Annotated in this window: 29 protein-coding genes and 3 pseudogenes; 19 read left to right on the top strand and 13 right to left on the bottom strand. The window is 42.3% G+C overall.

Translation table 11 applies throughout. The annotated features are described in order from the left end of the window. Positions 1 to 308 precede the first annotated feature (308 nt). A complete protein-coding gene (locus ACLFKQ_RS09360; RefSeq protein ID WP_448999570.1) occupies positions 309 to 1,616 on the top strand; it encodes an APC family permease in 1,308 nt (435 codons plus the stop codon). A 40-nt stretch (positions 1,617 to 1,656) separates the two neighbouring features. On the opposite strand, the gene ACLFKQ_RS09365 is transcribed toward ACLFKQ_RS09360, so the two are convergent. From ACLFKQ_RS09365 to ACLFKQ_RS09380, 4 genes are all read right to left on the bottom strand, one after another. Then, positions 1,657 to 2,151: a DUF3368 domain-containing protein gene (locus tag ACLFKQ_RS09365; RefSeq protein ID WP_448999571.1), complete on the bottom strand. Its 495-nt coding sequence runs from the start codon at positions 2,149 to 2,151 to the stop codon at positions 1,657 to 1,659. After that, positions 2,148 to 2,396, bottom strand: coding sequence for a UPF0175 family protein (locus ACLFKQ_RS09370; RefSeq protein WP_448999572.1), 249 nt, complete (start codon positions 2,394 to 2,396; stop codon positions 2,148 to 2,150). The genes ACLFKQ_RS09365 and ACLFKQ_RS09370 overlap by 4 nt, the downstream gene beginning before the upstream one ends. A gap of 139 nt (positions 2,397 to 2,535) precedes the next feature. Next, complete coding sequence (locus ACLFKQ_RS09375) at positions 2,536 to 3,156, bottom strand: protein-L-isoaspartate(D-aspartate) O-methyltransferase (protein WP_449000320.1); 621 nt, start codon at positions 3,154 to 3,156, stop codon at positions 2,536 to 2,538. 279 nt (positions 3,157 to 3,435) lie between these two features. Continuing rightward, positions 3,436 to 4,518 carry a DJ-1/PfpI family protein gene (locus tag ACLFKQ_RS09380; RefSeq protein WP_448999573.1) on the bottom strand — a complete coding sequence of 361 codons (1,083 nt, stop codon included), beginning with the start codon at positions 4,516 to 4,518 and terminating at the stop codon, positions 3,436 to 3,438. 451 nt (positions 4,519 to 4,969) lie between these two features. Between ACLFKQ_RS09380 and ACLFKQ_RS09385 the strand changes: the two genes are divergently transcribed. Both ACLFKQ_RS09385 and ACLFKQ_RS09390 read left to right on the top strand, forming a co-directional pair. Then, complete coding sequence (locus tag ACLFKQ_RS09385) at positions 4,970 to 7,120, top strand: peptidase domain-containing ABC transporter (protein ID WP_448999574.1); 2,151 nt, start codon at positions 4,970 to 4,972, stop codon at positions 7,118 to 7,120. A 5-nt stretch (positions 7,121 to 7,125) separates the two neighbouring features. Next, the gene (locus tag ACLFKQ_RS09390) at positions 7,126 to 9,201 is read left to right on the top strand and encodes an HlyD family efflux transporter periplasmic adaptor subunit (RefSeq protein ID WP_448999575.1); all 2,076 of its coding nucleotides are present in this window, start codon (positions 7,126 to 7,128) and stop codon (positions 9,199 to 9,201) included. Positions 9,202 to 9,641: 440 nt separating this feature from the next. Here the strand turns inward: ACLFKQ_RS09390 and ACLFKQ_RS09395 are convergent, their stop codons facing one another. From ACLFKQ_RS09395 to ACLFKQ_RS09405, 3 genes are all read right to left on the bottom strand, one after another. After that, positions 9,642 to 9,866, bottom strand: coding sequence for a DUF1822 family protein (locus ACLFKQ_RS09395; RefSeq protein WP_448999576.1), 225 nt, complete (start codon positions 9,864 to 9,866; stop codon positions 9,642 to 9,644). 3 nt (positions 9,867 to 9,869) lie between these two features. Then, the gene (locus ACLFKQ_RS09400; RefSeq protein WP_448999577.1) at positions 9,870 to 10,250 is read right to left on the bottom strand and encodes a hypothetical protein; all 381 of its coding nucleotides are present in this window, start codon (positions 10,248 to 10,250) and stop codon (positions 9,870 to 9,872) included. 93 nt (positions 10,251 to 10,343) lie between these two features. Then, the gene (locus tag ACLFKQ_RS09405; protein ID WP_448999578.1) at positions 10,344 to 11,108 is read right to left on the bottom strand and encodes an NACHT domain-containing protein; all 765 of its coding nucleotides are present in this window, start codon (positions 11,106 to 11,108) and stop codon (positions 10,344 to 10,346) included. Between the two features lie 11 nt (positions 11,109 to 11,119). Between ACLFKQ_RS09405 and ACLFKQ_RS09410 the strand changes: the two are divergent. From ACLFKQ_RS09410 to ACLFKQ_RS09445, 8 genes and pseudogenes are all read left to right on the top strand, one after another. Beyond that, positions 11,120 to 11,332, top strand: a pseudogene (locus ACLFKQ_RS09410) (hypothetical protein); the annotation flags it as partial. A gap of 93 nt (positions 11,333 to 11,425) precedes the next feature. Further along, positions 11,426 to 11,620 carry a type II toxin-antitoxin system VapB family antitoxin gene (locus tag ACLFKQ_RS09415; RefSeq protein ID WP_448999579.1) on the top strand — a complete coding sequence of 65 codons (195 nt, stop codon included), beginning with the start codon at positions 11,426 to 11,428 and terminating at the stop codon, positions 11,618 to 11,620. Continuing rightward, complete coding sequence (locus tag ACLFKQ_RS09420) at positions 11,617 to 12,015, top strand: PIN domain-containing protein (RefSeq protein ID WP_448999580.1); 399 nt, start codon at positions 11,617 to 11,619, stop codon at positions 12,013 to 12,015. The genes ACLFKQ_RS09415 and ACLFKQ_RS09420 overlap by 4 nt, the downstream gene beginning before the upstream one ends. A 233-nt stretch (positions 12,016 to 12,248) precedes the next feature. Next, entirely contained in the window at positions 12,249 to 14,564 is a 2,316-nt protein-coding gene (locus ACLFKQ_RS09425; RefSeq protein ID WP_448999581.1) for a TonB-dependent siderophore receptor, read from the top strand. Positions 14,565 to 14,620: 56 nt separating this feature from the next. After that, a complete protein-coding gene (locus tag ACLFKQ_RS09430) occupies positions 14,621 to 14,911 on the top strand; it encodes a hypothetical protein (protein WP_448999582.1) in 291 nt (96 codons plus the stop codon). A 9-nt stretch (positions 14,912 to 14,920) separates the two neighbouring features. After that, positions 14,921 to 15,133: an ABC transporter substrate-binding protein gene (locus ACLFKQ_RS09435; protein ID WP_449000321.1), complete on the top strand. Its 213-nt coding sequence runs from the start codon at positions 14,921 to 14,923 to the stop codon at positions 15,131 to 15,133. Further along, entirely contained in the window at positions 15,096 to 15,662 is a 567-nt protein-coding gene (locus ACLFKQ_RS09440) for an ABC transporter substrate-binding protein (protein WP_448999583.1), read from the top strand. Before ACLFKQ_RS09435 ends, ACLFKQ_RS09440 begins: the two co-directional genes overlap by 38 nt. 14 nt (positions 15,663 to 15,676) lie before the next feature. Next, positions 15,677 to 15,898, top strand: a pseudogene (locus ACLFKQ_RS09445) (MFS transporter); the annotation flags it as partial. A gap of 37 nt (positions 15,899 to 15,935) precedes the next feature. Here the strand turns inward: ACLFKQ_RS09445 and ACLFKQ_RS09450 are convergent. Together ACLFKQ_RS09450 and ACLFKQ_RS09455 are read right to left on the bottom strand one after the other, a co-directional pair. Then, on the bottom strand, positions 15,936 to 16,097 hold the full coding sequence (locus ACLFKQ_RS09450) for a PIN domain-containing protein (RefSeq protein WP_448999584.1): 162 nt from the start codon (positions 16,095 to 16,097) through the stop codon (positions 15,936 to 15,938). A 213-nt stretch (positions 16,098 to 16,310) separates the two neighbouring features. Beyond that, a complete protein-coding gene (locus tag ACLFKQ_RS09455; RefSeq protein ID WP_448999585.1) occupies positions 16,311 to 16,559 on the bottom strand; it encodes a type II toxin-antitoxin system Phd/YefM family antitoxin in 249 nt (82 codons plus the stop codon). Positions 16,560 to 16,720: 161 nt separating this feature from the next. On the opposite strand from ACLFKQ_RS09455, the gene ACLFKQ_RS09460 reads away from it, so the two are divergent. Next, positions 16,721 to 18,010, top strand: a complete 1,290-nt coding sequence (locus ACLFKQ_RS09460) for an MFS transporter (protein WP_449000322.1) — start codon at positions 16,721 to 16,723, stop codon at positions 18,008 to 18,010. Between the two features lie 59 nt (positions 18,011 to 18,069). On the opposite strand, the gene ACLFKQ_RS09465 is transcribed toward ACLFKQ_RS09460, so the two are convergent. The 3 genes and pseudogenes from ACLFKQ_RS09465 to ACLFKQ_RS09475 form a co-directional block, all read right to left on the bottom strand. Further along, positions 18,070 to 18,339, bottom strand: a complete 270-nt coding sequence (locus tag ACLFKQ_RS09465) for a hypothetical protein (protein WP_448999586.1) — start codon at positions 18,337 to 18,339, stop codon at positions 18,070 to 18,072. A gap of 35 nt (positions 18,340 to 18,374) precedes the next feature. Next, positions 18,375 to 18,635, bottom strand: a pseudogene (locus ACLFKQ_RS09470) (transposase); the annotation flags it as partial. After that, on the bottom strand, positions 18,544 to 18,840 hold the full coding sequence (locus ACLFKQ_RS09475; protein WP_449000323.1) for a helix-turn-helix domain-containing protein: 297 nt from the start codon (positions 18,838 to 18,840) through the stop codon (positions 18,544 to 18,546). The gene ACLFKQ_RS09475 and the pseudogene ACLFKQ_RS09470, both read right to left, overlap by 92 nt. Before the next feature lie 299 nt (positions 18,841 to 19,139). Between ACLFKQ_RS09475 and ACLFKQ_RS09480 the strand changes: the two genes are divergently transcribed. The 4 genes from ACLFKQ_RS09480 to ACLFKQ_RS09495 all read left to right on the top strand — a co-directional run bounded on the left by ACLFKQ_RS09480 (position 19,140) and on the right by ACLFKQ_RS09495 (position 22,509). Then, positions 19,140 to 19,274 carry a hypothetical protein gene (locus ACLFKQ_RS09480; protein WP_448999587.1) on the top strand — a complete coding sequence of 45 codons (135 nt, stop codon included), beginning with the start codon at positions 19,140 to 19,142 and terminating at the stop codon, positions 19,272 to 19,274. Positions 19,275 to 19,300: 26 nt separating this feature from the next. After that, a complete protein-coding gene (locus tag ACLFKQ_RS09485) occupies positions 19,301 to 21,406 on the top strand; it encodes a hypothetical protein (protein WP_448999588.1) in 2,106 nt (701 codons plus the stop codon). Between the two features lie 109 nt (positions 21,407 to 21,515). Then, entirely contained in the window at positions 21,516 to 22,103 is a 588-nt protein-coding gene (locus tag ACLFKQ_RS09490; protein ID WP_448999589.1) for a DUF1802 family protein, read from the top strand. Positions 22,104 to 22,326: 223 nt separating this feature from the next. Next, positions 22,327 to 22,509: a hypothetical protein gene (locus ACLFKQ_RS09495; RefSeq protein ID WP_448999590.1), complete on the top strand. Its 183-nt coding sequence runs from the start codon at positions 22,327 to 22,329 to the stop codon at positions 22,507 to 22,509. A gap of 40 nt (positions 22,510 to 22,549) precedes the next feature. Here the strand turns inward: ACLFKQ_RS09495 and ACLFKQ_RS09500 are convergent, their stop codons facing one another. Then, positions 22,550 to 22,780, bottom strand: coding sequence for a hypothetical protein (locus ACLFKQ_RS09500; RefSeq protein WP_448999591.1), 231 nt, complete (start codon positions 22,778 to 22,780; stop codon positions 22,550 to 22,552). 327 nt (positions 22,781 to 23,107) lie between these two features. On the opposite strand from ACLFKQ_RS09500, the gene ACLFKQ_RS09505 reads away from it, so the two are divergent. The 3 genes from ACLFKQ_RS09505 to glcD all read left to right on the top strand — a co-directional run bounded on the left by ACLFKQ_RS09505 (position 23,108) and on the right by glcD (position 26,093). Continuing rightward, positions 23,108 to 24,013: a tetratricopeptide repeat protein gene (locus tag ACLFKQ_RS09505; RefSeq protein ID WP_448999592.1), complete on the top strand. Its 906-nt coding sequence runs from the start codon at positions 23,108 to 23,110 to the stop codon at positions 24,011 to 24,013. Between the two features lie 15 nt (positions 24,014 to 24,028). Continuing rightward, the gene (locus ACLFKQ_RS09510; RefSeq protein WP_448999593.1) at positions 24,029 to 24,502 is read left to right on the top strand and encodes a peroxiredoxin; all 474 of its coding nucleotides are present in this window, start codon (positions 24,029 to 24,031) and stop codon (positions 24,500 to 24,502) included. Positions 24,503 to 24,611: 109 nt separating this feature from the next. Beyond that, positions 24,612 to 26,093, top strand: a complete 1,482-nt coding sequence (glcD, locus tag ACLFKQ_RS09515; protein WP_448999594.1) for a glycolate oxidase subunit GlcD — start codon at positions 24,612 to 24,614, stop codon at positions 26,091 to 26,093. Positions 26,094 to 26,134: the final 41 nt, after the last annotated feature.

Raw genomic sequence — 26,134 nt, forward strand, 5'->3', positions numbered from 1 at the left:
TTGTTGGTGGCTCAGAACAACGAAAATTTGCTGCCAAGCAGAATCGTCCAACTTAACACGAGATTTCATGAAGAATTTTTTGACTAAAATCAGCAACTTCAGGTACTTTCTTATCTTTGCCTCTTTACGTCAACAGAACCTAGTTATGTTGAATCAATTTTTCTTATGCACCAGAACACTTTTTAAATAGCTTCTCTCAATATGAATTATCCTCCCGAATTTGCCAATTATTTATGTACGCGAGCGCTTCGACTTTTCTATAGGATTGCTATAGTGCTAAAAGAATTCATTGACAGGACTAGTGAATTTTGACAGATAATCCCAAACCCCAACCTACTTTAAACGCGATCGAAGCAGGAGCAGTTATTGTCGGGGTTGTGGTTGGGGTGGGGATTTTTAAGACACCTGCTTTAGTTGCTGCCAATGTCAGTAACGAGATCGGTTTTCTGTTCATTTGGCTCCTTGGTGGCTCCATCTCGCTTCTGGGTGCTTTATGCTACGGAGAACTGGCAACTGCCTATCCCCACGCAGGCGGAGAGTATCACTATCTGACACGATCTTTTGGTAAAGAGATCGCTTTGCTATTTGCTTGGGCACGTTTGAGCGTAATGCAAACGGGCTCGATCGCACTACTCGCCTTCGTGTTTGGGGATTATTGCTCGCAACTATTGCCATTAAACGATCTCATTAGCTCGATTTATGCAGCCTTGGCAGTTATTATCTTGACTGGAATTAATCTCCTCGGTATTCAGCCGAGTAAGTGGCTTCAGAATTGGTTGACAGCAGCCAAACTGTTGGGTTTATTATTTATTTTTGGCGTAGGATTGGCTTTAACTTCAGCTTCCGATCCTGCAGCATCTTCTACATCTAATAGCGAAGGTTCTTACGGTTCGGCAATGATTTTCGTGTTGCTGACTTACGGTGGTTGGAGCGAAGCTGCGTATCTTTCGGCAGAAATTCAAGAGGTACAGCGCAATATGGTGAGAGTATTGGTGGGCAGTATCGCTGCGATCGCTTTGGTCTTTCTGCTGGTTAATTTTGCTTATCTTCGAGGTTTGGGCTTAAATGCGATCGCCGATTCCGAAGCGGTAGGCGCAGATTTGATGCGTCGGTTTATGGGTGAAGTAGGAGCGAAGTTTATTAGTTTACTAATTGCTGTTTCTGCACTGGGAGCGATGCAGGGAACGATCTTTACTGGGGCGCGTACCAATTATGCCTTGGGACAGAATTGGAGGCTGTTTGGCTGGTTGGGACGCTGGAACGAGCGCACTCAGACACCGCTTAATGCTTTAATGATGCAGAGTGTGATTGCTTTAGCTCTGATTTTATTAGGGACTCTAACACGGGATGGTTTTGCCACGATGGTGGAATATACCGCACCGGTTTTTTGGTTCTTTTTATTGCTGACAACTCTGTCTCTATTTGTACTCCGTACTGTCGAACCTGAAGTGACACGTGCGTTCCGCGTTCCTCTATATCCCCTTACGCCTCTACTTTTCTGCGCTAGCTGCGTCTATCTGCTACAAGCGAGTTTGACATATACTGGCATCGGAGCATTGGTAGGAGTGGGAGTATTGCTGTCAGGAGTTCCTTTATTGCTGATGGTAAAACATTAGGCGATCGCCTAGTTAATCGGAACAACTTGGAGTCCCTAGATTACACTTCATTCACTATTTCTAAAATTTGATTATACAGGGCTAGAGACACTCTAAACTCTGACGTGGTGATTAAGCCATCCATCAACGGCTTGACGGCAACGATTAGATTTTGGTGTTTCGCTTCAACTAAAATGCCCAGCAATCCAGTAATTCTCAACCCCAGACGATTGGCTTCTGCTCGACCACGACGCTCATCAATTAATAGCAAGTCAGCATTGAGTTCTAGCGCAAGAGCGATCGCTTTAGATTCTCCGAGAGCCAAACTCACTTTGCTCTGAAGACGTTCGATAACTTGACGGTTCAAAACTTGCCTGACTTCAAGCCAGGAAGCAGACTGAACTTCGAAAGTTCCTGGAACTGGAGGTTCTATTTCCACAAGTTCACAATACACTGCTTTAGGAATGATAACCTGATTGTAAAGTTGGCGCAGAAGCTGTAAGTGTTGAATTGCTGCTAAATTCGTAATTACCGATGTATCGCTGATAACAATCAAAGCCTTCCTAGCTCTCGCAAGTTTTTTAAGTCCAATTCAAAGTCTTCGACATCGTAAGAGTAGAGCGGAATTTTGCGCTGCTTGAGTAGTTGGCGAAAGTCACTAGGCTGCATCTGGGCTAGTTGGCTAGCATAGCCGAGTGTTAAGCGACCTGTTTGGAACAGGTGTAATGCAATTTCCTGGCGAAACTCACTTGGGGTAAGTTGAGATGCATACAAAATTTCGTCTGAAATGACAATACTCATAGCAGAATTATCTTATCAATCGTACTTTTAAGGGTAGCCTAAAAACTTTCTACATATCGCTTTGGTTTTGGTGCTGGTTAATTTTTCCTATCTTCAAGGTTTGGGCTTAGATGCGATCGCCATAGCAGTCAATCAATCATCATTGAAGCGATTTTCTTCTCATCGGTACGAACCGAACTGGAATAGTTTTTTCTTTAACGGTACCATCTAAAGTTTTGGTCAGCACATACATTTCCTGATACCACGTACCTACAGGAATCACCATTTTACCGTTAATTGCTAGTTGGTCGATTAAACTCTGGGGTATTTGTTCTGGTGCGGCAGTCACGATAATTGCATCGTAGGGAGCGTGTTCTTTCCAGCCTCGATATCCGTCACCAGTTTTTACTTCGATGTTTTGATAACCCAGTTGACTCAAAATTTGACGTGCACTATCGGCTAATTGAGGAATAATTTCGATCGAGTATACTTCTCGAGCTAGTTCTCCTAACACTGCTGCTTGATAGCCACAACCAGTTCCAATTTCTAATACTCGATCGCCTGGTGAAATTTCGGCAGCTTGACTCATGTAGGCGACAATATAAGGCTGAGAGATAGTCTGATTGTGTCCGATCGGTAAAGGGCGATCGCTATAGGCTAAGTCTTTTATAGATGAGTCAACAAATTGGTGACGAGGTACTTGAGACATAGCGGCTAGGACTTGGCGATCATTTATACCGCGATCTCTTAGCTGGTATTCCACCATTTGCCTGCGCTGCATCTCAAACTGTTCTGCCGCAGAATAAATACTCGGTCTTTGAAATTCTGAGGAATCAAAGGATACTGGTGCAGCATAACTAGATTCGCAGATTAGTAAAACGTAACAGTAGAATAAAGCGAGCGATACCAATCGAAAATTCATAGTTCTTAACCTTTTGACCATGCTCGAAATTAGTTAAGACTTACGCAGTTGAACGAATTTTTCTCGTTCGAGCAGTGAGTTGGTAACGATAGAGAGAGTACGTAAGTCCCGGAGACTGAGATTAACAGTCTCGTGAAATTAACTTACAGCAGCAATGGTAGTTGGCAGAGGAGGTTGGATTTTCTCTCCAGAACGAGACCGATAAATATTACCTAATTTTTGCTCGTACTGGCATAAATCCCGTTTAATTTCGTCGAAAATGTCAACTGTTAGTGGGTCGGTTAGTTGATGACACAAATGATAGGTGTCAACTACTCCGGTTTGAATATCTCCTAAAGCACGGCGCAGAATTGACAGTTCATCACTCGAGAGCAACCAGCTATGTAGGGCAGCATAGGCTTCACTACCTACCGCTTGCCAGGTGACTGGTTCGTTAAAGGCGCGATCGAGACGAGTTTCGAGTAACTTAACGTGATTTCGTTTGCTAGTGCTAATTTCTTCCAAGAGCTTCCGTAGTTCTTCATCTCTGACTCGATAGCTATACTGTTTAAAAGCTTCTATCGTATAGTGTTCGCCAATAATTGCCATATTCAGAGCATTAACAATTTCTCTTCTAGTAGAACCACCCCAGGCTTCGGCTAATTTCCACCAATCAAAAGTACGATCTCTACCAACAGGAGGAGTTTCTTCTTTAAACTTCAGCTTGAGATATCTCAGAAGGCTACTAGTCAAGATAGCTATATCTCCAGGTCGCCTTGCGGTAATGAGATTGCCATCTACGACTACTGGTCCTCCAAGATAGTTGGCTCCTGCATTTTCAATATCCTTACGCAGCGACTCTAAACCCGTAACTCTTTTACCTCGTAACTCGCCTGTTTCGATGAGAACTTGGATGCCATAACCAACTACAGCGATCGCTTTTTCTCGATGTATTGCATCCTCAATTAGGCGGACGGCAAAAGGATTAGCTCGAATATTTCCTACAGGAATTACGAACCCGTCAAAGTCGGAAACTCGAACTTCAGTAGCCGTGTCGTCTGGTTTACAGGATACTTTACCTCGTTTGCCATGATATTCTTCATTCATCCTCGAACCAATAATGCTAACCTTGGCTCCTGCTTGCTGAAGTGCTTGGTAGGGAACTCGAAACAAGAAATCTTCAAACTGATTTTCGATAAGAATTGCAACTCGTTTGGGACTGGCTTGGTTTGTAGATGCCATATGATTTACCTGCTGAATTCGGTTGGAAATTTTGAGTAGCTCTGGGTAAACAAAATCAACTGTTTTACATTCTTTCTCAAGACCAAACCCGAGCCGCTCCGATCTTTGGTCTCTCTAGCTTTATTGCGATCGCGTAGCTATTGCTATTTCATAGGCTACCGGTGCAACTTCTTAGAAGACTCCATGTTTAACTTAGACAAAAACCTTGAGAAACTCGTGAAGGTTAAGAGAGAATGTCGAAATTTGTATACCACCGACGTCATCTAGATGCAATAGTTGTTAAATCTCTACATATCTTATTTAGATGTATCTGGTTTTCTGAGCCGTACTGGATTTCCTTAGAAGTACTTCCTTACTGCATAAAAACATTAAATGAACGTATCTAAAAATGTTAGTAGTCCCGAGAATGACAGCTAGGAAATTTAGGATCTTTTAGAAATCTTTTGGTTAGATGAAATATCAACTCGTTAAACAATATAGTGAAGAAGATTGCGGTGCTGCCTGCTTAGCTAGTATTGCTAAGTACTATAATCGCTTTTTTACTCTCAATAGAATTCGTGAAGCAGTAGGAACGGGACAATTAGGAACTACCTTATTGGGACTCAGACAAGGTTCAGAAATCTTGGGTTTTAATGCTCGCTCGGTTAAGGCATCAGCTCAAATGTTCGATCGCATTAATGAAGTGCCTTTACCAGCCATTATCCACTGGCAAGGAGCACACTGGGTAGTTTTATATGGCTATAAGGGTGGGAAATTTATAGTTGCCGATCCTGCTGTAGGTATTCGCTATCTAGAAAAACAGAGCCTCCTCAAAGGTTGGCAAGATGGGGTGATGCTGCTCTTAGAACCAGATGTCAGTCGTTTTTGGTCTCAAGAGGATGACAAAGCCAAAATTGGCGGTATTAGTAGATTTTTAAAGCGAGTTCTGCCCTATCGAGGTGTGATTGGACAAACTCTCGTACTAAATATCTTTCTCGGTTTACTTTCTCTAGCTTCACCGATTCTGATTCAAATTCTTACTGATGACGTATTAATTAGCGGCGATACTCAATTATTGGCTCGAGTGGCGATCGCGGTTTGTGTGATGTATCTAATAAGTAGTAGCATTCGCCTAGCTCAATCTAACTTAATCGCTCACTTTTCTCAACGTTTACAACTGGGATTGATCTTTGAGTTTGGTCGGCAGATTTTGCGCTTACCTTTGAGTTATTACGAATCGCGTCGTAGTGGGGAAATTATCAGTCGGCTGGAAGATATTCAAGAGATCAACCAGTTAATTTCTCAAATAGTAGTCAGTCTACCCAGCCAGTTTTTTATCGCGCTAATTTCTCTGAGCGTTATGCTGTTTTATAGTTTCAAACTGACAGCAGTTGCAGTAGTTGCATCTATTTTGATGACTCTTTCAACTTTAGTTTTTCTACCTGCACTCCAACAAAAGGTTCGTAACGTCCTCGTACTTTCATCAGAAAATCAGGGTATTTTGGTAGAAACTTTTAAAGGAGCGATTACGCTCAAAACTACTAATGCAGCTCCTCAATTTTGGGAGGAATTTCAACTTCGTTATAGTCGTCTTGCCAATTATACTTTTCGCACTATTCAAATTAACTTTATTAATAATATTTTTTCCGATCTTATTGCCCGCATCGGTAGCATTGTTTTACTGTGGTTTGGCAGTACTTTGGTGATAAATGGAGAGTTAACCATCGGGATGCTACTAGCATTTAACAGCATGAACGGTAATTTTAACTCTTTTGTCAATACTGCGGTCGGTTTTGTCGATGAAATTACTCGCGCTCAAACTGCCACTCAAAGATTGACCGAGGTGATCGATGCCACACCTGAAAGTAAAGACGATACCCAAAAAGCCCGGGTCAAAATTCCCAATAACGCCACGATCGCTTGTACTAATCTGCAATTCCATCACCCTGGTAGACTCGATCTCCTAGAAAACTTCTCGGTCAATATCCCTGGAGGAAAAGTCATCGCTCTTATTGGTAAATCTGGTTGTGGTAAAAGTACACTCGCTAAATTAATTGCCAATTTATACCAACCTCAATCTGGCAATATCAGTTTTGCTGGATACAATCAGCGAGACATTTCTCTCAATTGTCTGCGCCAACAGGTCATCCTAGTTCCTCAAGATGCTCACTTTTGGAGTCGTTCGATTATGGACAACTTTCGCTTGGGTAATCCTCAGCTGAGTTTCGAGCAAATTGTCGAAGCTTGTCAAATTACCGGTGCCGATGAATTTATTGCCAAACTTCCCGATCGCTATCATACCGTTCTAGGAGAATTTGGTTCTAATCTTTCTGGAGGGCAAAGACAGAGGTTAGCTCTTGCCAGAGCCATAGTCAATCGACCAGCGATACTGATTTTAGATGAATCTACTAGTGCCCTCGACCCAGTAAGTGAAATACAAGTATTAGACTCGTTGCTCGAACACAGACGAGGGCAGACAACAATTATGATTAGCCATCGTCCTCCAGTAATCCGACGTGCAGATTGGATCGTGATGTTGGAGGAAGGACGTTTGCAACTCCAAGGCGCTCCAGAACAACTCAACTATCAGGCTGGAGAACATCACAAATTTTTGAGGCTGTAAAGATTATGGATACAACTGTCGTCAATATTAAGCGGGAAGAACAACTGTTTGCCCAAGCAGAACAGAACTGGAATTTACCAGTAATTTACGAGCAAATCGCAGCGGCGAAACACAAATTATTTGGCGAAAAACAACTGACTCCTTTACAAAAAACTATTTTGCGGGGATTGCTTTGTAATTACAGTCCGAAACAAATAGCTACTTGTTTGCCTTCAGAAATGCACCAGTCTCTGGTTAACATTACTTGGAATTTGCATAAATGCGTCCAAGAACTCGTCGGCATCGAATCAAAAACGGTAGAGAGTTATCGAGATATTCCGTACTGGTTGGAAACCGCAGGATTTAAAACTCAAGTAAAATCCGACTCCTCATCGGAATCTCAGCTCACTATTATTCAAAATACAACTTGCAAGTATTTACCCGAACCAAAAGAAGAAGTAGAAACCAGAAGTTTCCAACGTCCAAAGCAGGCAAAAGTCATTCCCCAGCAAATTCCTTCAAGTCAACAAAATATCTCACTGTATATACCCTCTAATTCTGAAGACAGCGCGATCGAACCCAAACCCAATTCCAGCTCGTTATCTCTGATTGATAATCGACATCAGATCGTTCCTGCAGAGGAATCTCTGGCTGTAGTCGATGAAAATGACTTCATGCCTCCTATGAGTCGTTGGACGAAGTTGGGAGGACTATTTTTAGCTGGTTCTGTGGCTATCTCCATCGCCCTATCTGCTTTTACTCCCTATGATGTTAGCGTTAAAGCTCAATCTACAGTCCGTCCTGCTGAGGGCTTAAAGCTCGTTGAAGCTACAAGCGAAGGGAAGATTACCGAGATCCGCGTTGAAGAAAATCAACTAGTGCGGAAAGGAGATGTGATTGCAGTACTCGATCGCTCTCGCTTGGAAACTAGAGCCGACCAATTAAAAATCGCCATTCAGCAAGCAAATCTGCAACTGAAGCAAATCGAAGCCCAAATTAACGCCCAAGAAAGTCGCCTATCAGCAGAAATCGAGCAGACTAACCGGGCGATCGCGGCTGCTAAATCTCAACTTGCTCTTCGTCGTCGAGAACATCAAGACAGACAAATTAGTAGTAATGCCAGAGTAAGTGAGGCTCAAGCCAATCTGGGATTAGCCCAAGAGGAATTGTCGCAAGCACAGACAGAGTTAACCTCCGCAGAAGCTGAGTTACAATCTGCGCGAGCAGCTTTAAATTCGGCTCAAGCCAGAAAAGAACGCTATCAATCCATTGCGGCATCGGGAGCGATCTCGCAAAATTTACTCGACGAAGTTAGTTTAGAAGTCGAACAACGACAGCACGATGTTACAGTACGACAAGCCGCGATCGCCCGACAAAAACAAGAGATTGCCAGACGGCAGCAAGCGATCGCTGCTGCTGAAGCTAGACTGAATAATGCTCGCGTTGGGGTCAATCCTAGTAGTGCCGAAGTAGAGATTGCCACCGAAAATATCGCTCGCGAACGAGCTACTGGTCGAGCTACCATAGCGAGTTTAAAACGAGAACGAGAAGCACTGATCCAACAGCGCATTGAAATTCAAAAGCAGCTAGAGCGAGAGCGTAAAGAACTTGCACAGGTAAAACAAGAGGCTCGGCAAACTACCATTGTCGCCTCTGCTGATGGCATCCTCTTCGAACTCAAAATCAATAATCCAGGACAAACCGTATTTTCTGGGGAAGAAATTGCCCGCATTGCTCCTAGCGATACCTCTTTATCCCTTGAAGCTCTCATCCCCGCTCAGAAAATTGGTAAAGTCAAGTTAGGGCAACTGACACAAACGAAAATATCTGCTTGTCCCTATCCGGATTATGGCACTTTAAAAGGTGTTGTCACTAAAGTTGCTCCCGATACCACCAGTCCTCTAGATAATAATTCCCCTAGCCCAGGTGCAGCACCTGCATTTTATAAAGTAACCATCGAACCAGAAAGTATGAGTTTGGGACCGAAAAACAACCAATGTTCTTTACAATTGGGTATGGAAGGTCAAACTGACATTACTACTAAAGCAGAAACAGTGCTGAAATTTATGCTCAGAAAAGCCAGACTAGTAACAGATTTTTAATCGGTGTCGTGCCGCCAATGAGGTCGTGTAGAGTTGCCAACTAAGACTTCAAGGTAAACCAAAACAGTTTGCGCGATCGCGGCGCTCGTTTTTAAACTAAATCTTATAAAAGATTACTCGGATGAGATTATCTCCCATCCCAGCTAAGGAATTACTCAAAAGTCCAAAAAGCCCCCTCACTAATATTCTCCTCTGGGGTAAGAGCGATGAACGTCTAAACCGATTGCCAGTGGTCGCACCTCTTCCAGGATCTCGATCGCCCGTGCTAATGTTTTATCTTCTAGAGGATAGCGTTATCGATTGGTATCGGCTTCGGTAATTTCTGCCACCAAAATTCGAGGATCGATGATTTCTAATTGACGCTGCTGCTCGGGCGATCGTAAGCCCAAACTTCTTTTGCCCGAGTTAATCGAGACTTTTATCTGTTACACGATGCCAACTTAAATAACGAATTCTTCTTCGTGACTGGCAGAGTCGAGAGTTAAACTAATTTTGAAACTTTCGGCTTCGTTCCCTATAAAATGGGGCAGCTGAATAAAATTATCTCGAGCTTCAGATTTTATCTCTGCCAAAATTTTATCGGCAGTATCCTTTAAACTCAAGCCAAGATTTTTTGGCAGTGTTTGTCGTTCTGGTATGGGTTGTGCCTGTACGCAGATTTTCAAGGCTCAATCTTCTCGATTAATAGCAACTAACAACAAAACTTTGGTAGGAGATTTATTAGTAGCGAGTTCGATTTGTTTGAATCTTTTTACCAATGTTTCTTCTCTTAAATTAAATCCACTGCGCAATCTCGAAGGGAATTTAGCTAAGGCGGCAAATATAACTTCTACTGGTTGCCAGTCCGGTTCGAAACAATTTTGTAGCCACTGACTCAAGGGAGTGGGTTGTTTTGCATTGCGGTGAAGCTCAATTGGCTTTTTAGTTGAAAAAATCAGCTTTTGTCTATTTTTTGGCGAAAAATTTCCACCAATTTGAGCGATAAACTGATTGGTGACTACTTCGCGGATTAGTGGCGGTACGATAAAAACCGAGTGCTTTTCTCGCATACCTGTCTCTATGAGCGATCTTGCTTTCAAAGATTCTAGTGCTTCGATTAATTCAACTGGATAAATTGACAGGGGAATAATAGTGTTTTCAATTTAACTCAGAGAAACTGGTTTGGGTTTGCAGATCGACCAATAGAGTATTTCTGTTTCTAGAACCGACAAACGACTTAAGGATTGGTTTAACAGTCGAGCGATTTCGCCAAAAACCAAAGATTTTTGAGCTAAAAACTCTTTAACATTGCCACTAAATAGCTCTCGAATTATTTGGGCGGCAATACTCAAAATTGCCGGATTACCTTGATAATAATCGATTAGGCTCTGCCAAGTAGGTGATGGAATTAGTCCTTCTGTTTTTAATAGTAACTTGGCTTCTGATTCTGATAATCCCGATAATTTGAGACTGCGAACCGCTGAATCGCGCTGTTTGAGGTGAAAAATTCCTCCAGGATTTTCCAGACTGGAGAGCATTATACAACTTTGATGACAACTTTCTGCTACTAGCCGAAATATTTCGCCATAAACTTCATAACCAGAGCGATATTTGCCGCTAAATGCTCCTGGCTGCATAATGGTTTCGATCCCATCTAGTAAAATCAAACAGGAATGCGATCGCATCAATTCTATCAGTTGAGTCAGGAAATTACCGCGCTCTGGTCTTGCAGCCAAACCAGACGGCAACAATTCTCTGACCAGTTCTTCAGGGGTGGGAGCTTCGATTGCCGAAAGCCAAATAACTAGTTCGAATTCACTTTTAATTTCTTGGACTAGTTTTTGCATCAAAACGGTTTTTCCCACACCATTGAGCCCCCAGATGCCGATCAGACGACACTTATCTACACTCGTCCATTGTCGCAGCAAACTCAGTTCGCGATCGCGCTTTCCGCATCGGACAAAAGAAAAATGTCTTTGTCCATAAATTTGTCACCCTGGGTTCATTGGAAGAAAAGATCGACGTAATGATTGAAGATAAAAAGCGATTATCAGAATCGGTAGTTGGTTCGGATGAATCTTGGTTGACCGAGTTAGATAACGATAAGTTTAGAGAGTTAATTGCTTTGAATCGCAGTACAGTTTTAGATTGATAATAATTATAGTAAAGCGATCGCTACCATTGAATCGCCTAATGTATTTCTATACTATAATGTGTGAGTAAATGTGTGAAAATAAGTGTAACTATGGCAACTAACTTATCAATAGACCCCGAATTATTAGAAGAAGCTTTAAAAATAGGTGGTTTTAGTACTAAAAAAGATACCGTCAATCAAGCACTCAAAGAGTTCGTTCAAAGGAGAAAACAGCAAGAAATCATTGAATTATTTGGTAACTTTCCCTGTGATGAAGACTACGATTACAAACAAGGACGTAAATGAGCGGTGTAATTGTTGATACTTGTATTTGGTCACTTGCTTTAAGGGGTAAAACACCAAGAGATCGAGAAGTCACTAATGAATTAACTTCACTCATTAAGGAAAATCGCGCCAAAATTATTGGTCTAATCAGACAAGAAATTTTATCTGGCTATAGCGATCTTGCTCGTTATGAAAAATTGAGGAACAAACTTAGAGCATTTCCCAACGAACCAGTCATAGATGTTGACTATGAAACTGCTGCTGAATATTCAAATATCTGTCCCCGAAAGGGAGTCCAAGGCTCTCACGCTGATTTTTTGATTTGTGCGGTTGCTAGCAGATTGAAAATGCAGATATATACTAGCGATAAAGATTTTAGCCATTACTCCAAGCATCTTCCTATTTCTTTGTATTGAGAAAACTGAATTATAGTTAAGATTGAGAAGGGCGATCGCAGCAGAAGCCTCGTCAGAGGGAGCTTCTTTAGACGCGGGGACGCGGGGACGGGGAGACGAGGAGACGAGGAGCGCGGGGGACACCTTCGGGAAAGCCGATAAATCCTCCCCTAGTCACCCAAGTCACCCAGTCCCCCAGTCAGCTATCATCTATAGATTTACTAGCGCAGGATAATTTAACGCGGGTTACGGGAGTGCAGATTAATCCCACCGAGTCGGGTTTGGAGTTAGTCCTAGAAACGGTAGCGGGGAGTGAGAGATTAGTGCCGTTGATTTTGCCCCAAGGGAACGATTTGATTATCGATATCCTGGATGCAACCTTGGCATTCTCCATTAGAAGAGGGATTGAGGAACTCAACCCTGCACCAGGGATTAGCAGGATTATGGTCAACAAGGTTGATGACAGCAGTATTCGCGTGACCATTACGGGTACCAACCAGACACCCAGCGCGGAGGTAGTACCAGGAAGAGACGATTTAGTCTTAAGCATTACTCCTGAAGATACTACCGCAGAATCAGAACCAGATGAGGAAATTGAAGTTATCGCTACGGCAGAAGCAGAAGACGAAGATGATTATTATGTACCTAATGCGAGTAGCACCCTGAGAACCGATACGCCGATTCGAGATACTCCCTCTTCGGTTCAAGTAATACCACAGCAGGTAATCGAAGATCAAGGAGCGACTACCGCGCGTGAGATTGTGCGAAATGCTGCTGGTGTCAACTTCGCAGAATCAGCAGGAAATCGTAGTGAACGATTTATTATTCGAGGGTTTGAAGCCGTACAGTTTCGCAATGGCTTTCGCGATGATGTTTACTCGTCTGCTACCGAAACTGAGTTAACCAATGTCGATCGCGTCGAGATACTGAAAGGTCCTGCATCAGTTCTATTCGGACGTGCCGAACCATCAGGAATTATCAATTTTGTGACCAAAAAGCCATTAAGCGAACCGTTTTACGAGATTGCTTTTACCGCAGGCGACTTTAGTTTCTACCGTCCGACTTTAGATTTCTCAGGACCTTTAACGGAAAATGGAAATCTGGCATATCGCTTAAACGCTGCTTATGAAAACGCAGGTAGCTTTCGCGACGGCGTAGCGGAGGAGCGGTTTTTTGTCGCGCCAACTTTGTCTTGGGAAATTAGTCCCGACACAGAATTAGCTCTAGAGTTTACTTATTTACATGACACTCGACCAATAGATCGCGGACTGGTAGTTTTAAGTGACGATGAAGTTGCCGATATTCCCTTTGATACCGTTCTGGGCGATCCCGATGGGCGACTAGACTTTGAGGAAACCCGCACCGAACTCTATCTCGACCATCGCTTTAAATCCAATCTATCTCTACGTTCGCTTCTACGTTACACTACTTCTAATGTAAATGGACCTAGAATAGAAATTGATGGTGAGTCGGAAGATGACCGTAATTTTCCTGTAGCAGATAATGGGTCAGATAAGTCCTCTGAAACTTTTAGTATTCAAAACGATTTAACTGCTGAGTTTAATACAGGTGCAATCGAGCATACGCTCTTGTTTGGCTTAGAATATGCCAATACATTTTATGACACTACACCCACAATCAGATCGGGAGCAACAATTGATATCTTTGACCCCTCAAGGCAATTTACCTTTGACGAATCTGAATCTCTCGATTTTGAACAGAGTATCGATTCGTTTGGAATCTATTTACAAGATCGAATTGCCTTACTGGATAATCTCAAGCTGGTTGTAGGAGGTAGGTTTGATACTTTCAGTCAAGAAGAAACTTTTGATGGTGAAGTAACAGAAGCAGAAGCCGACGCTTTCTCCCCTCGCGTGGGCATAGTATATCAACCCATACAGCCAGTTTCACTGTATGCTAGCTATACCCGCTCGTTTACTCCCGTAAGCGGCGTGAATATAGATAGCGAGCCATTCGATCCCGAACGGGGAACGGGGTATGAAATTGGGGTGAAGACTGAAATTATCCCAGACCGCCTGTTTTCAACTCTGGCTTTCTATGACACGACTCTAACTAATGTGACTACAGAAGACCCCGATAACTCAAATTTTTCTGTTCAGACAGGAGAACAAAATAGCCAGGGAATTGAACTAGATGTTCAAGGAGAAATCTTGCCTGGCTGGAACATTTTTGCAGGTTATGCCTATACCGATGCTAAGGTGACAGAAGATAATGTAATTCCTGTGGGCAATCGCCTTACTAATGTGCCAGAGAATAATTTCAATCTGTGGACGACTTACACCCTACAAAAAGGTAGCTTGGCAGGATTGGGATTTGGTGCGGGTGTTTTCTATGTTAGCGAACGGGCAGGAGATTTAGAGAATTCTTTCTTTGTTGACGATTATGTTCGTGTTGATGCTGCAATCTATTACGAGCGAGAAAATTATCGGTTTGCCCTTAACTTTAAAAATCTTTTCGATGCCGAATTTATTGAAGGTGCAAGTGGCAGACAAGAAGTCATTCCAGGTGCGCCGTTCACAATACTAGGTACGGTTTCAGTGAAGTTTTAATTAAAGCTCTGAATCTAAGCTTCTTTTGCCTTTCTGCACTACTGCTTTCTATGTTCATGGCAAAAACACCCCGTCTACTAATAATAGCAATTCTTACTTTTGTCTTGGTTTCTGCTTGTGGGGAAAATGCTTCTCGACAGTCAAGTTCTCAGGTTGACAATTCTTCAACTGAAGCTGTCAAAATTGTCAATCATGCTCTGGGTAAAACCAAAGTTCCTATTAATCCCCAACGGATTGTCGTCCTTGCTAGTGGCTTGGATACCGTTCTGTCATTGGGGGTAAAACCTGTCGACAGCACTCAAGTCCCTGGAAAATATTTTCGTGGATATGATTACCTTAATGATTGATCGAGAGGGATTGAAAGTGTTGGACATCTTGACAGTCCTAATCTGGAGACGATTGCTGCCTTAAAGCCAGACTTAATTTTGGGTGCTAAAGGGTGGGATAGTCAAAACAATTACAAGCTGTTGTCACAGATTGCCCCAACCGTAATTGCGGAAGTAGAAACTAGCGGTGAGTGGAAAAAAAAAATTGCTGAACAAATACGCAGAAGCCCTAGGAAAGACTGACAAAGCCGAGCAAATATTGGCAGACTACCATGCCCGAATTGAGGAGTTTCAGACGCAGATGGGCGATCGCCTACAGAAGACAGAAGTTTCGATTGTTCGCGTTCTCCAGAACGGGTTATATATCTATCAAGATAGTTTCAGCGGGGCGATAGTAGCGGATGCAGGTTTGCCCCGTCCGCTTCATCAGACAAAACCCAAAAACCCATTCGGTATGGCAATCGGCAAGGAATCACTTCACATAGCAGATGGCGATGTCATCTTCGTCAGGACATTTGATGATGATCCAGAAATGGCTAAGGAGGCTCAAAGCGCATTGAAACAGTTAAAAGCAGATCCTCTGTGGTTAAAGTTAAATGCCGTTCGGCAAGATGAGGTTTACGAAGTTCCTGGCTATTGGGGAAACATGGGTCCGATCGCTGCCAACTTAGTTCTTGACGATTTGTTTGAGTATTTGGTTGAGAAAGACGGTAACAAGACCAATCTCTCAGGCAGGAGCGAAACGTTGTCCTCTATCGCTGCCCTGCAATGACTCATTCTCATCGTATGCGTTCGTTCATTGTCGTTTGGATGGGGCAGTTGGTTTCCCGATTTGGTAGCGAAATGACCTGGTTTGCGATCCAAGTTTGGGCGTGGGAACTAACGGGTTCGGCAACGGCTTTAGCTTTAGTTGGTTTCTTTTCTTTACTACCTCGTATTTTTATTTCAGTTTTCGCTGGCATTATTGTAGACCGCGCTAACCGCCAACATTTAATGCTTCTAGGCGATCGCACTTACCATTTTTACTTTTAAAACCTTCAAGCTACTACCACAATGTCTGAACTGAATATGAATCAAAAGCTTTATCACTTCCCACAACTGGTATTTGTTCCACCTTAGCTTGAGTGATGATTAGCCTGTCAAACGGATCTCTGTGATGTAACGGCAGATCGGCAACAACGGCTATATGTTTAGTAGTTATGTCCAATATTTCGATTCCGTTGGCAATAATTTGTTCTTCAACCAGTTGTTCGATGGATAAAATCTAATTTACCGATGCTAGACTTAATCGCAATTTCCCACAGACTCGCAATACTAAGTAGATTATCATTGTCCTAAATTTGTCCTCTAACTTTGCTGTTAATACGGTCGCTACCAGTGACAAACCAGATAAAAACATGAGTATCCAATAACTGCCTCATTACATATAGTCCTTAAAGTCTTCTAGTGGCTCGTCAAAATCATCACTCATTTTAATTAATCCTTTAGCACTACCGAACTTGGGACGAGGTTTAGTAGTGGTATTGGGAACGAGTTTAACAGAGGTGCGTAGCGAAGCCATGCCTTTAGGCTTATCGCCTTTAGTGATAATTACTTCTTCTCCGCGTAAAGCTGCATCAAACAATTCTAATAATTTTTCGCTGGCTTCAGCAATAGTAACTGGTTTCATGGTCTTTTCCCACTCTAGATTCTGTTCTTATTATAAATACTTGCTACTTACTACCTGCTATATGGGTCGCGGTATCCTTTGGGACGCGAACGCGCTAACCGCAAACATTTAATGATTTTAGGCGATGCAATCGCTGTTCTGTAATGACTCATTCTAATCCTATGCGATCGTTCATTGTCGTTTGGCTGGGGCAGTTGGTCTCCCGATTTGGTAGCGAAATGACCTGGTTTGCGATCCAAGTTTGGGCGTGGGAACTAACGGGTCAAGTTACAACACTCGCTCTAGTGGGTTTCTTTTCTCTAGTACCCAGTATCTTCATGTCGCTGGTGGCGGGAATGATGGTCGATCGCTTCAATCGCAAGCTGATGATGATGGTGGGTGATGCGGTAGCTGTCCTGGCGACTCTGGCGATTCTCTGGCTGCATCTGACTAACAATTTGCAAATCTGGCATCTCTACATCACAGGTGCAATTGAAGGCGCATTTGGCGAAATCCAAGACTTAGCTTACACCACCTCAATTACCGTGATGGTGCCCAGACAACATTACACTCGCGCCAGCAGCATGGGGTCTTTCGTCAATTACGGTTCTAAAATTATCGCCCCAGCCCTAGCAGGCAGCCTCTACCCCATAATCGGTCTCCTCGGCATTCTCTGGATTGACATTGCCACATTCACCATTGCGATCGCCACACTACTCATGGTGTCAATTCCCTCACCTACCAAACCAACAGAATTGTCTCCCCTTTCCCTTCCCTCCCTCAGACAAAATTTCATCCTCGGCTTCCGCTACATCCTGACTCACCCTGGCTTGCGATCGCTCCTGTTAATCAGTCTGCTGTTTGAATTTTTCCGCGACTTGAGTAACGCCATTGTTAGCCCCATGATTCTGGCTCTCACCAGTAGCAATACCGCAATCTTAGGCAGCGTGTCTGCGACTGCGGGAGTGGGAGGTGTTCTCGGTGCAATACCTGTTAGCATTTGGGGCAGCGATCGCCATCGAGTTAAGGGAATGTTTTTGGGAATGGTCGGCGTAGGCGTAAGTAAAACAATTTTCGGTTTCGGTCAAGCTGCGTGGATTTGGATTCCTACCCAGTTTTGCTCCTCCTTCAGCTTTCCGTTGATGCGAAGTTCCAGACAAGCGATTTGGCTAGCGCAGGTTGCACCTGAACTGCAAGGTCGGGTATTTGCAGCCCACACCTTAATCTGGCGAGTTGTTTCAACGGTAGCTTTACTCATGGCTGGACCACTTGCCGATCGGGTTTTTGAGCCTGCAATGACTTCATCTGGTAGTCTTGCTCCAACACTCAGTAGGATATTTGGCACTGGTCAGGGCGCAGGCATGTCACTTCTATATGTTCTCTGTGCATTGGGTATGTTAAGCGTGGGTTTAGGTGGGTATCGATGCCAAGAATTGAGAGACGTAGATGATTTTGATAGTTCACATAGCTGATCTCAATCCCACGTTTCGACTTATGAGTCTAATAATTCAGTTAGTCTGCATTAGTGGCTTTAACTGCTCTGGCAAACTTTTAGTCGAGAAAAAATCTTGGCGATCGCGCTACTTATTGAATTAGTTTTCTGGGGGGGGCGATCGCAACTAATACCAATTCTCAACAGCGTGGTTCTATTAGCTTGGGAAACCCAAGCATAACCCGTATTTCTCACAAATGGAGTTGAAAGCCTAATTTGATTTTGAAAATTGAAGATTTTTTCTAATAATCGAAATTTGAGATACTGGAGAGCCAAAAATTTGGCTAAAGAACCCAAAAATTCAGTCATCAAGAAAAAATTAACTACGACAAAATAAATGACTATTTAGCAAAAGAAGTCCTGTTCAAACAATTTTGACGGAAAGCTTGCAGCAGGACATAAGCCATTGAAGATAGCCAAAGTCTCAATTGATTACTGCTCATAGTTTGTGTTGAAGTTCGGTCGGCAAATAAATCTAATTGTTGTTCTTTTATCCGATTTTCCATCTCCCCTCTAGGGCAATATTTCTTGGTATAAAGTAAAGATGGGGGTATTTTTGAGGCAGACAAAGAAGTAATACCAATACTTTTTGAGCCATCGGTAAATCGTAGATTCGTTTCTAGCTAATCTGTGAGCTAGTTCTTGACGGCTTGTTAGTTGACCACTCTTGAGCCAATAAACCATTTGCAGACGTTCTTTTTCTTGACCTTTTTTTTGGTGTTTGAGCTGCTGTTTAAGCTCTTCAATAGTTTCGGCAATTTCTACTTTCAGTTTGTTCCCATGAAAATTAATCTTGCACTTCTCTATTATTAATTTAGTGCATTACTTCTGAGAATTGGTATGAGTTTACATTTTTTGATTTGGGTCTAATTGTATAATTGTATAGAGCAATATTTTAAATTACAAAATAAAAAATAGCTTTTTTTAGAGTTATTTATTAAGTAGATGAATACTGATATCAACTATTTTATAAAGTATTTTTTTAGGTAGAATAGTATGTCAAAAATGTAAAGGCAAATAAATTTAAAATAAATTTCAATCTAATTAATTTTATTGTATTATGCTTACAACTTTATACAAGTAAATATTATTTAAATATTATTAGTTTGATGAAACGCCCTGTATATTATTTACCTAAGATAGCTATAAATATCTCTACTTTTGCTTGCCTGTATTGTATTAATCATGTAGCTTTAGCTCAAATTACTTCTGACGATACGGTCAATACTCAAGTCAATCATTAGGTTTATCGGTAAATCCTGGAAAAACATTGGCGTTAGTAGGTGGTAATCTTCTTTTTGAAGGAGGTTTGATTACTACACCAGAAGCCCGAATTGAACTAGGAAGTGTAGGAAGCGATAGTTCGGTTAGCTTTACTCCTACATCACAAGGTTTGAAATTAGGATATGAAACCGTTACTAATTTTCAAGATATTCAACTTTCTCAGGGTACTACTCTAGCAATATCCGTTCTAGGAACTGCACCACCATTTCGTAGTCGTGCTATAGGGGATGGTGCGATACTAGCTAATAGAGAACTAAATAGAAGTAGAGGTGGCGACATAACTATTCAAGGAAACAATATTACCATTGCTTCTGGTACTTCTCTAATCGCTACGGGGGGAAGTACGGGTGGCAATATAATTCTTCAAGGCAAAAATATCAATATCAGTCAAGGGTCTCAAACTATGAGACCTTCAATTGCTACTACGGGAGGAATTAGAGGTGGAGATATAACTATTCGAGGAGAAAATATCAACATCACCCAGGGTTCTACTGAGATAGTACCTTTTAATAACAATATTGACACTATAGATGCTGATAGTCTAAGCAATTTACCTGGTGGAACGATCGCGATTGAGGGAAAACAAATTAATCTTACTGAGAATGTCAGAATTACTTCCGAATCTTGGAATTTCTCTGGCGATTTTAATTCATCAAATCTCGATCGCAGCGAAGGTAATATTTTTATTGGGGCTAGCACCGACAACGACGACATTGCTATAAGCAGCAAGGCTAGTATTGTTACTGATACTTATGGATTTCATGACAACAATGATTTGCCCGCAGATGCTGGTAATATTACTATCGGTAACATCAATAGCGAGAGCGTTTCGATCGAGGGTGGTAGTGAGATTGCTGCTGAATCTCATTCTCATAATCAAATGACGGGTGGGATTAGAACTGATTTTGACTCTGGAGACGCTGGTTCAATTACTGTTCGAGGTCAAAGAGTTACTATTACTGGTGAAGAAACTAATATTACCGCTACGGCTTTTGGAACGGGCAAGGGTGGCAATATTATTATCGATGGTACGCGATTTGTCAGAATTCTCGACCGGGCTAACGTAGTAGCGGAAACAGCAGGAGCGGCAGAAACTGCTACAGCAGGTGATATTTCAATTGGTCACAATCATGCTAATAATGAAATTACCGTTAACAATGCTACGGTTTCGGTAAGAGCTGGAGAAACTATAGCCATTAGTCACGGTAACGATCCCGAGTTGGGTTTGGCTGATGCGGGTGATATATCTATAGGTAGCTCGAGCAGTGAGATTAATTTACTCAACAATGCCGAAGTTTCTGTATCTTCGCAACTCGGTTCGGGAAGTCCGGGTAACCTTTTTATTGAGAGCAATTTTCTTACCCTAGATAATGCTTTGTTATTAGCACGGACGCCATCTGGTAACGAAGGTAATATTAACCTACAAATTGCTCGTACATTCCGGTTGAGTAATGGCAGTAGAATATCAGCTCAAGCTAGCGGAGCGGGTGATGGCGGCAATATCATTATCGATGCTGAGTTTATTGTTGCCTTTGTTAATCAAAACAACGATATTGTTGCTAATGCTCGAGGTGGAATGGGTGGAAATATTGATATTATCGCTAAAGCAATCTTCGGACTAGAAGAGAGAAATTCGACTCCTCCTAATATGACTAACGACATTGATGCTAGCTCAGAGTTTGGTTTGAATGGTAATGTTTCTATTTTTACGCCCGATGTAGCTTCTCTTGAAACTACGTCTGAGTTACCAGCCGACGTAATTCAACCAGAACAAACCGTAGCTCAAGCTTGTCAAAGCGATCGCCTTGCCGAAAACTCTAGCAGTCTAACTATCTTAGGTAAAGGCGGCGTTTCTCAGCAACCTACCGAACCCTTAAATCCTGATGCCATCATAGTAGATGGACAAACGATCTCTCCAAGCTTACAGTCTCAGTATCCAGATATTAAACCGATTAAAACCCAGTATGGCGATATTATTCCTGCAAGAGGCGTAATCAAAACTGAAGACGGTAGAGTTATTTTAACTGCTTATCCTACAGATAACTTAGATCCTAGAATTGCTAATAATTTTCCTAATTGCATTCGTAGTTAATTGTTAGGTAATATGAGGCGATCGTAGTTTCTTTTTATCTTATTCTATTCTTGACTTTAAGCGGGCGATCTAAGATATAGATAGCAATCAAAACCAATTAATTAAATAGATGTCTGCTATCTCTGCCAATGCCATACAACTCCGTCAGGCTCTAAAAGAGTGGGCGATCGCCATTGAAGCTCTAGAAAGTGGTAAAACTATTATGTTGCTTCGCAAAGGTGGTATTCGTGAAACTGGCGGAGATTTTCAAGCCAAATATCGGCAGGTTTGGCTGTACCCTACTTACGAACATCAAAAACCAGAGTTGCTCGAACCCGAATACGCTTCAGCGGTAACTCCAGTAGAGTCTGGATGGCATCCAGAAACAGTACGTATTGGTAATTATGCCGAAATAACTGAGGTTTTACCCGTCAGCGATCGCTGTAAAATCGAAGCTCTACAAAATTACCATATTTGGAATCAACAGGCGATCGAAGAACGACTTAATTGGAAAAGCAATCGACCTCTATTTGTCTTATTACTGAGAGTCTATCGTCTTGCCCAACCCCAAATAATTCCTTTTGACAAAACATATCGAGGTTGTCGTTCTTGGATAGATTTAGTCGAACCTCTCTCTTTAAGAGAATTAACTCCCGTTCTCGATGACGACAGCTATCAAAGAAGAGTCGGGGAAATAATTAATCTAGTTAATAGTTAATCGCTCGGTGGCTAGAAATTAGGATCGCAATTAATTAATAACGAGCAACTAAAACTAAGTAGTTGGACGGTATCTAATTTATTAGGGAAAACTGCTCGATAAATTTCTTACTTGTTTCCCGCTTTCGAATGAACTAACAATCAATCCCACGATAGAGTAAGACTAAATTATTAATTGCTAATTTAAGAATGAACTAAGAATTATAAGAGAGAAATTTAATAATATGGCTACAGAAGAAAATCAAAGCAAAACTCACAATGCTGTCGATGAAGTTATCGAAAAAGCCGAAGCTAGAAGCGAAAAAATAGAAGGAAAAGTTCAAGAGGCGATCGGTAAAATGGATAATGACGAAAGAGATATTGCCGAAGGACAAGCCAAACAAGCTCAAGCAAAAGAAAAAGGATAATTTAGACTTAATAATCTACTATTTTTAGATGCGTTAATAATTAATTAACGCATTTGTTTTGAGTATGGTTTTGAATCAGACTGTCTGCGGTAACTGATGAATACGACGGAAGATTTGCGACTAAATTATCCAAACCACAGGGTAAATCGGCTGTGGCAGTAATAGTTCTGGAATTGAATAATTCTTCGATGTTCGATTTAGGGCTTAAGTTACCATTGTGGATTTGATAGCCAGCGATCGCACTGTAGAGTGTCGGGAAAAATCCAAGCATTTGACTAGAGATGAATTGTCAAGGATGTAGAGAAAAGAAGACAGCACAAGCTATGCAGCATCTTGTCTACATAAACGAAAACGGCGATCGCACTAGTTAGATATTGCGATCGCTTTAAGCCTCAATGTTAAGTTCGTCAGCAGTATCAGGATCTCATCTAAAAACTAGTCTCGATCGCACGTGTTTTGCCAATTAGCGAAATAGAGTAAGTTAAAAACTCGCTAAGGTAAAATTTTTTTTATGAGATGGCAGAACTGGTTGACTATTACAGGAATCACTTTAAGCATTTCAATCCTAAATTCATCAACATCGATAGCTGTTCCAAGCATGGTCGACTTATCACCGACAGAAAAAGAGCGAGAAGATTATTACGCTTACTACCAGCGATCTGAGTTAGTCGAACGTTTGGCAAAACGAGAACGAGATTTTAATTGCGATCGATCGCAACCCGAACCCGGACTAAGCCAACATCAAATCTGGCTCAATCACGGCATTGCCTTACAACAGCAGCAGCAATATCATGCCTCGATCTCTTGTTTCAATCGCGCCTTGGCACTCAATTCCACTCTAGAAAAAGCTTGGTATCATCGCGGAATTTCTCTAAGTTATCTCAAACGATATTCTCAAGCTGCTTATGCCTATCGGCAAGCAATTGAAATCGAACCGAAAGAGCCTACTCGCTGGTACAATTTGGCAAACGCTTATCGACATTTAGGTGAATACTCACAAGCGATCACCGCCTATAAACAAGCTGTCGAGTTAAAACCAGAATTTCATTTAGCCTGGTACTATTGGGGTCGAGCTTCAGAAAAATTGGGCGATTCAAATGCCACACTTGCCGCCTATCAACAAGTGATGTATCTCAAACCAGACTATTATCGAGCTTGGTACAGTCGGGGAAATTTGTTAAATAAACTAAACCGATTTGAAGCCTCCGCTGCTATCTATCGACGGTTGGTAAAAATCGCTCCCTACCAAGCCCAGGCTTGGTACAATTTAGGCAACATTAAATTACAGCAAAAAAAATACCGAGAGGCTCTTGCGGCTTACGATCGCGCGATCGCCATTAAGTCAGATCGCTATCTAGCCTGGAATAATCGTGGTGTCGCCTTAGAAAAACTAGAAAAAACTAGAGCAGCTTTAAAAGCTTACAGTCGAGCCCTCAAAGCTAAGCCCGAGTACGATCGGGCTTTAAACAATCGTCGCCGTCTATTAATGCTAGTCAGTCGATAAATTAGAATTTCAACTATGAGTGAGATTCCTCGAGTCGGACAACCCGCACCCAGTTTTACTGCCAAAGACCAAAACGGCAACTTGGTCAGTTGGGATAAAAGCGATCGCTGGCTAGTGTTATATTTCTATCCTAAAGATAATACTCCGGGTTGCACCACAGAAGCCCAGGAGTATACAGCCTACAGCGATCGCTTCGGGAAATTGGGGGCAGACATTATCGGTGTCAGTCCCGACTCAGAGAAATCCCACTGTAAGTTTATCGCCAAGCACGACCTCAAACTTCAACTTTTAAGCGATCCAGAACATGAGGTAATTAACGCTTATGGCGCGTGGCGGTTAAAGAAATTTATGGGCAAAGAATATATGGGAGTGGTGCGCTCGACTTTTTTAATCGCACCAGACGGTAAGATTGCCTGGGTTTGGGATAAAGTCAGAGTCAAAGGTCATGTAGAACGGGTATTTACTAAGCTACAAGAATTAGTAGGTTAGGGCGATTGTATTTGTTTCTAGGCTTTAGGCTGCAAGCTCTAAAAGGTTTAAGCTCAGTACCATTTGTTACTAAAATAGGACTAGATCGAGCTTATATTCAACTTATAAAATGATTTTTAGCAATCTTCTCAAGCCAGCAGATAAAAAATGGCAGCCCATCATCAAAGAATTCGAAACAGTAGTCGGCAAAGATAGCGTAGTACGCCGCAAAGAAGAATTACTTACTTATGAATGCGATGGCTTGCCTAGCTACCGACAACGTCCTGGTTTGGTAATTTTACCCCGCACTACCGAACAAGTTGCCGCCGCCGTTAAAATATGTTGCGATCGCAATCTGCCCTGGGTTGCTAGAGGTGCTGGTACGGGGTTGTCTGGTGGTGCCTTACCTGTAGAAGATTGCGTGCTAATCGTTACCGCCAGAATGAATCAGATTTTAAATGTCGATCTAGACAATCACTACATTACCGTACAGCCAGGAGTTATTAACAACTGGGTAACTCAAGCAGTTAGCGGTGCGGGTTTTTATTACGCACCAGATCCTTCCAGTCAGATTATTTGTTCTATTGGTGGCAATGTAGCTGAAAACTCTGGAGGGGTACACTGTCTCAAATATGGCGTGACTACCAATCACGTTCTGGGATTAAAATGGGTTACTCCCGATGGTGAAATAATTAATGTTGGGGGAACAGTTCCCGAAATGCCTGGATACGATCTTACGGGCTTGTTTGTCGGTTCTGAAGGTACGTTAGGGATCGCTACGGAAGTTACTTTACGCATTCTCAAACAACCAGAGTCGGTGTGTGTGGTTTTAGCTAATTTCTCTACGGTAGAAGATGCCGGTTCAGCCGTAGCCGATATTATTGGGGCGGGCATCATTCCGGCGGGCATGGAAATCATGGACAACCTCAGCATTAATGCCGTAGAAGATATCGTGGCGACTGGTTGCTACGATCGCAATGCTGCTGCAGTATTATTGGTAGAGTTGGATGGCTTGTCGGTAGAAGTAGCGACCTACAAACAACGAGTTAAGGAAATCTGTAAAAACAATCATGCAGGCGACATTGATTCTGCTAACGACATGACGACTCGCCTCAAAATGTGGAAGGGAAGAAAAGCCGCTTTTGCTGCCGCAGGACATATCAGCCCGGACTATTTCGTCCAAGATGGGGTAATACCCCGTACTCAGCTAGCTAAGGTACTGGGAGAAATTGAAGCTTTGAGCGATCGCTACGGCTATAAAATTGCTAATGTGTTTCATGCTGGCGACGGTAATCTGCATCCTCTAATTCTCTACGATAATTCCGTAGAAGGAGCGTTTGAAACCGTCGAAGAAATTGGCGGCGAAATTCTCAAACTCTGTGTCGAAGCAGGAGGAAGTCTTTCTGGGGAACACGGCATCGGTGCGGATAAAAATTGCTATATGCCCTATATGTTTGACGAGACGGATTTAGAAACTATGGGTTATGTACGGGATGCGATAAATACTAAAGGTTTAGCTAATCCCGGTAAAGTTTTTCCTACGCCCCGTAGTTGTGGCGAAGCGGCGAACGCCAAGAAGATCGAGCAATTTAAGGATGCAGAACTGTATTAAAGGCGATCGCCCGTGGTTGCGATAAGAATAGATTAGATTCG

The organism is Myxosarcina sp. GI1(2024) (genome assembly GCF_053543375.1).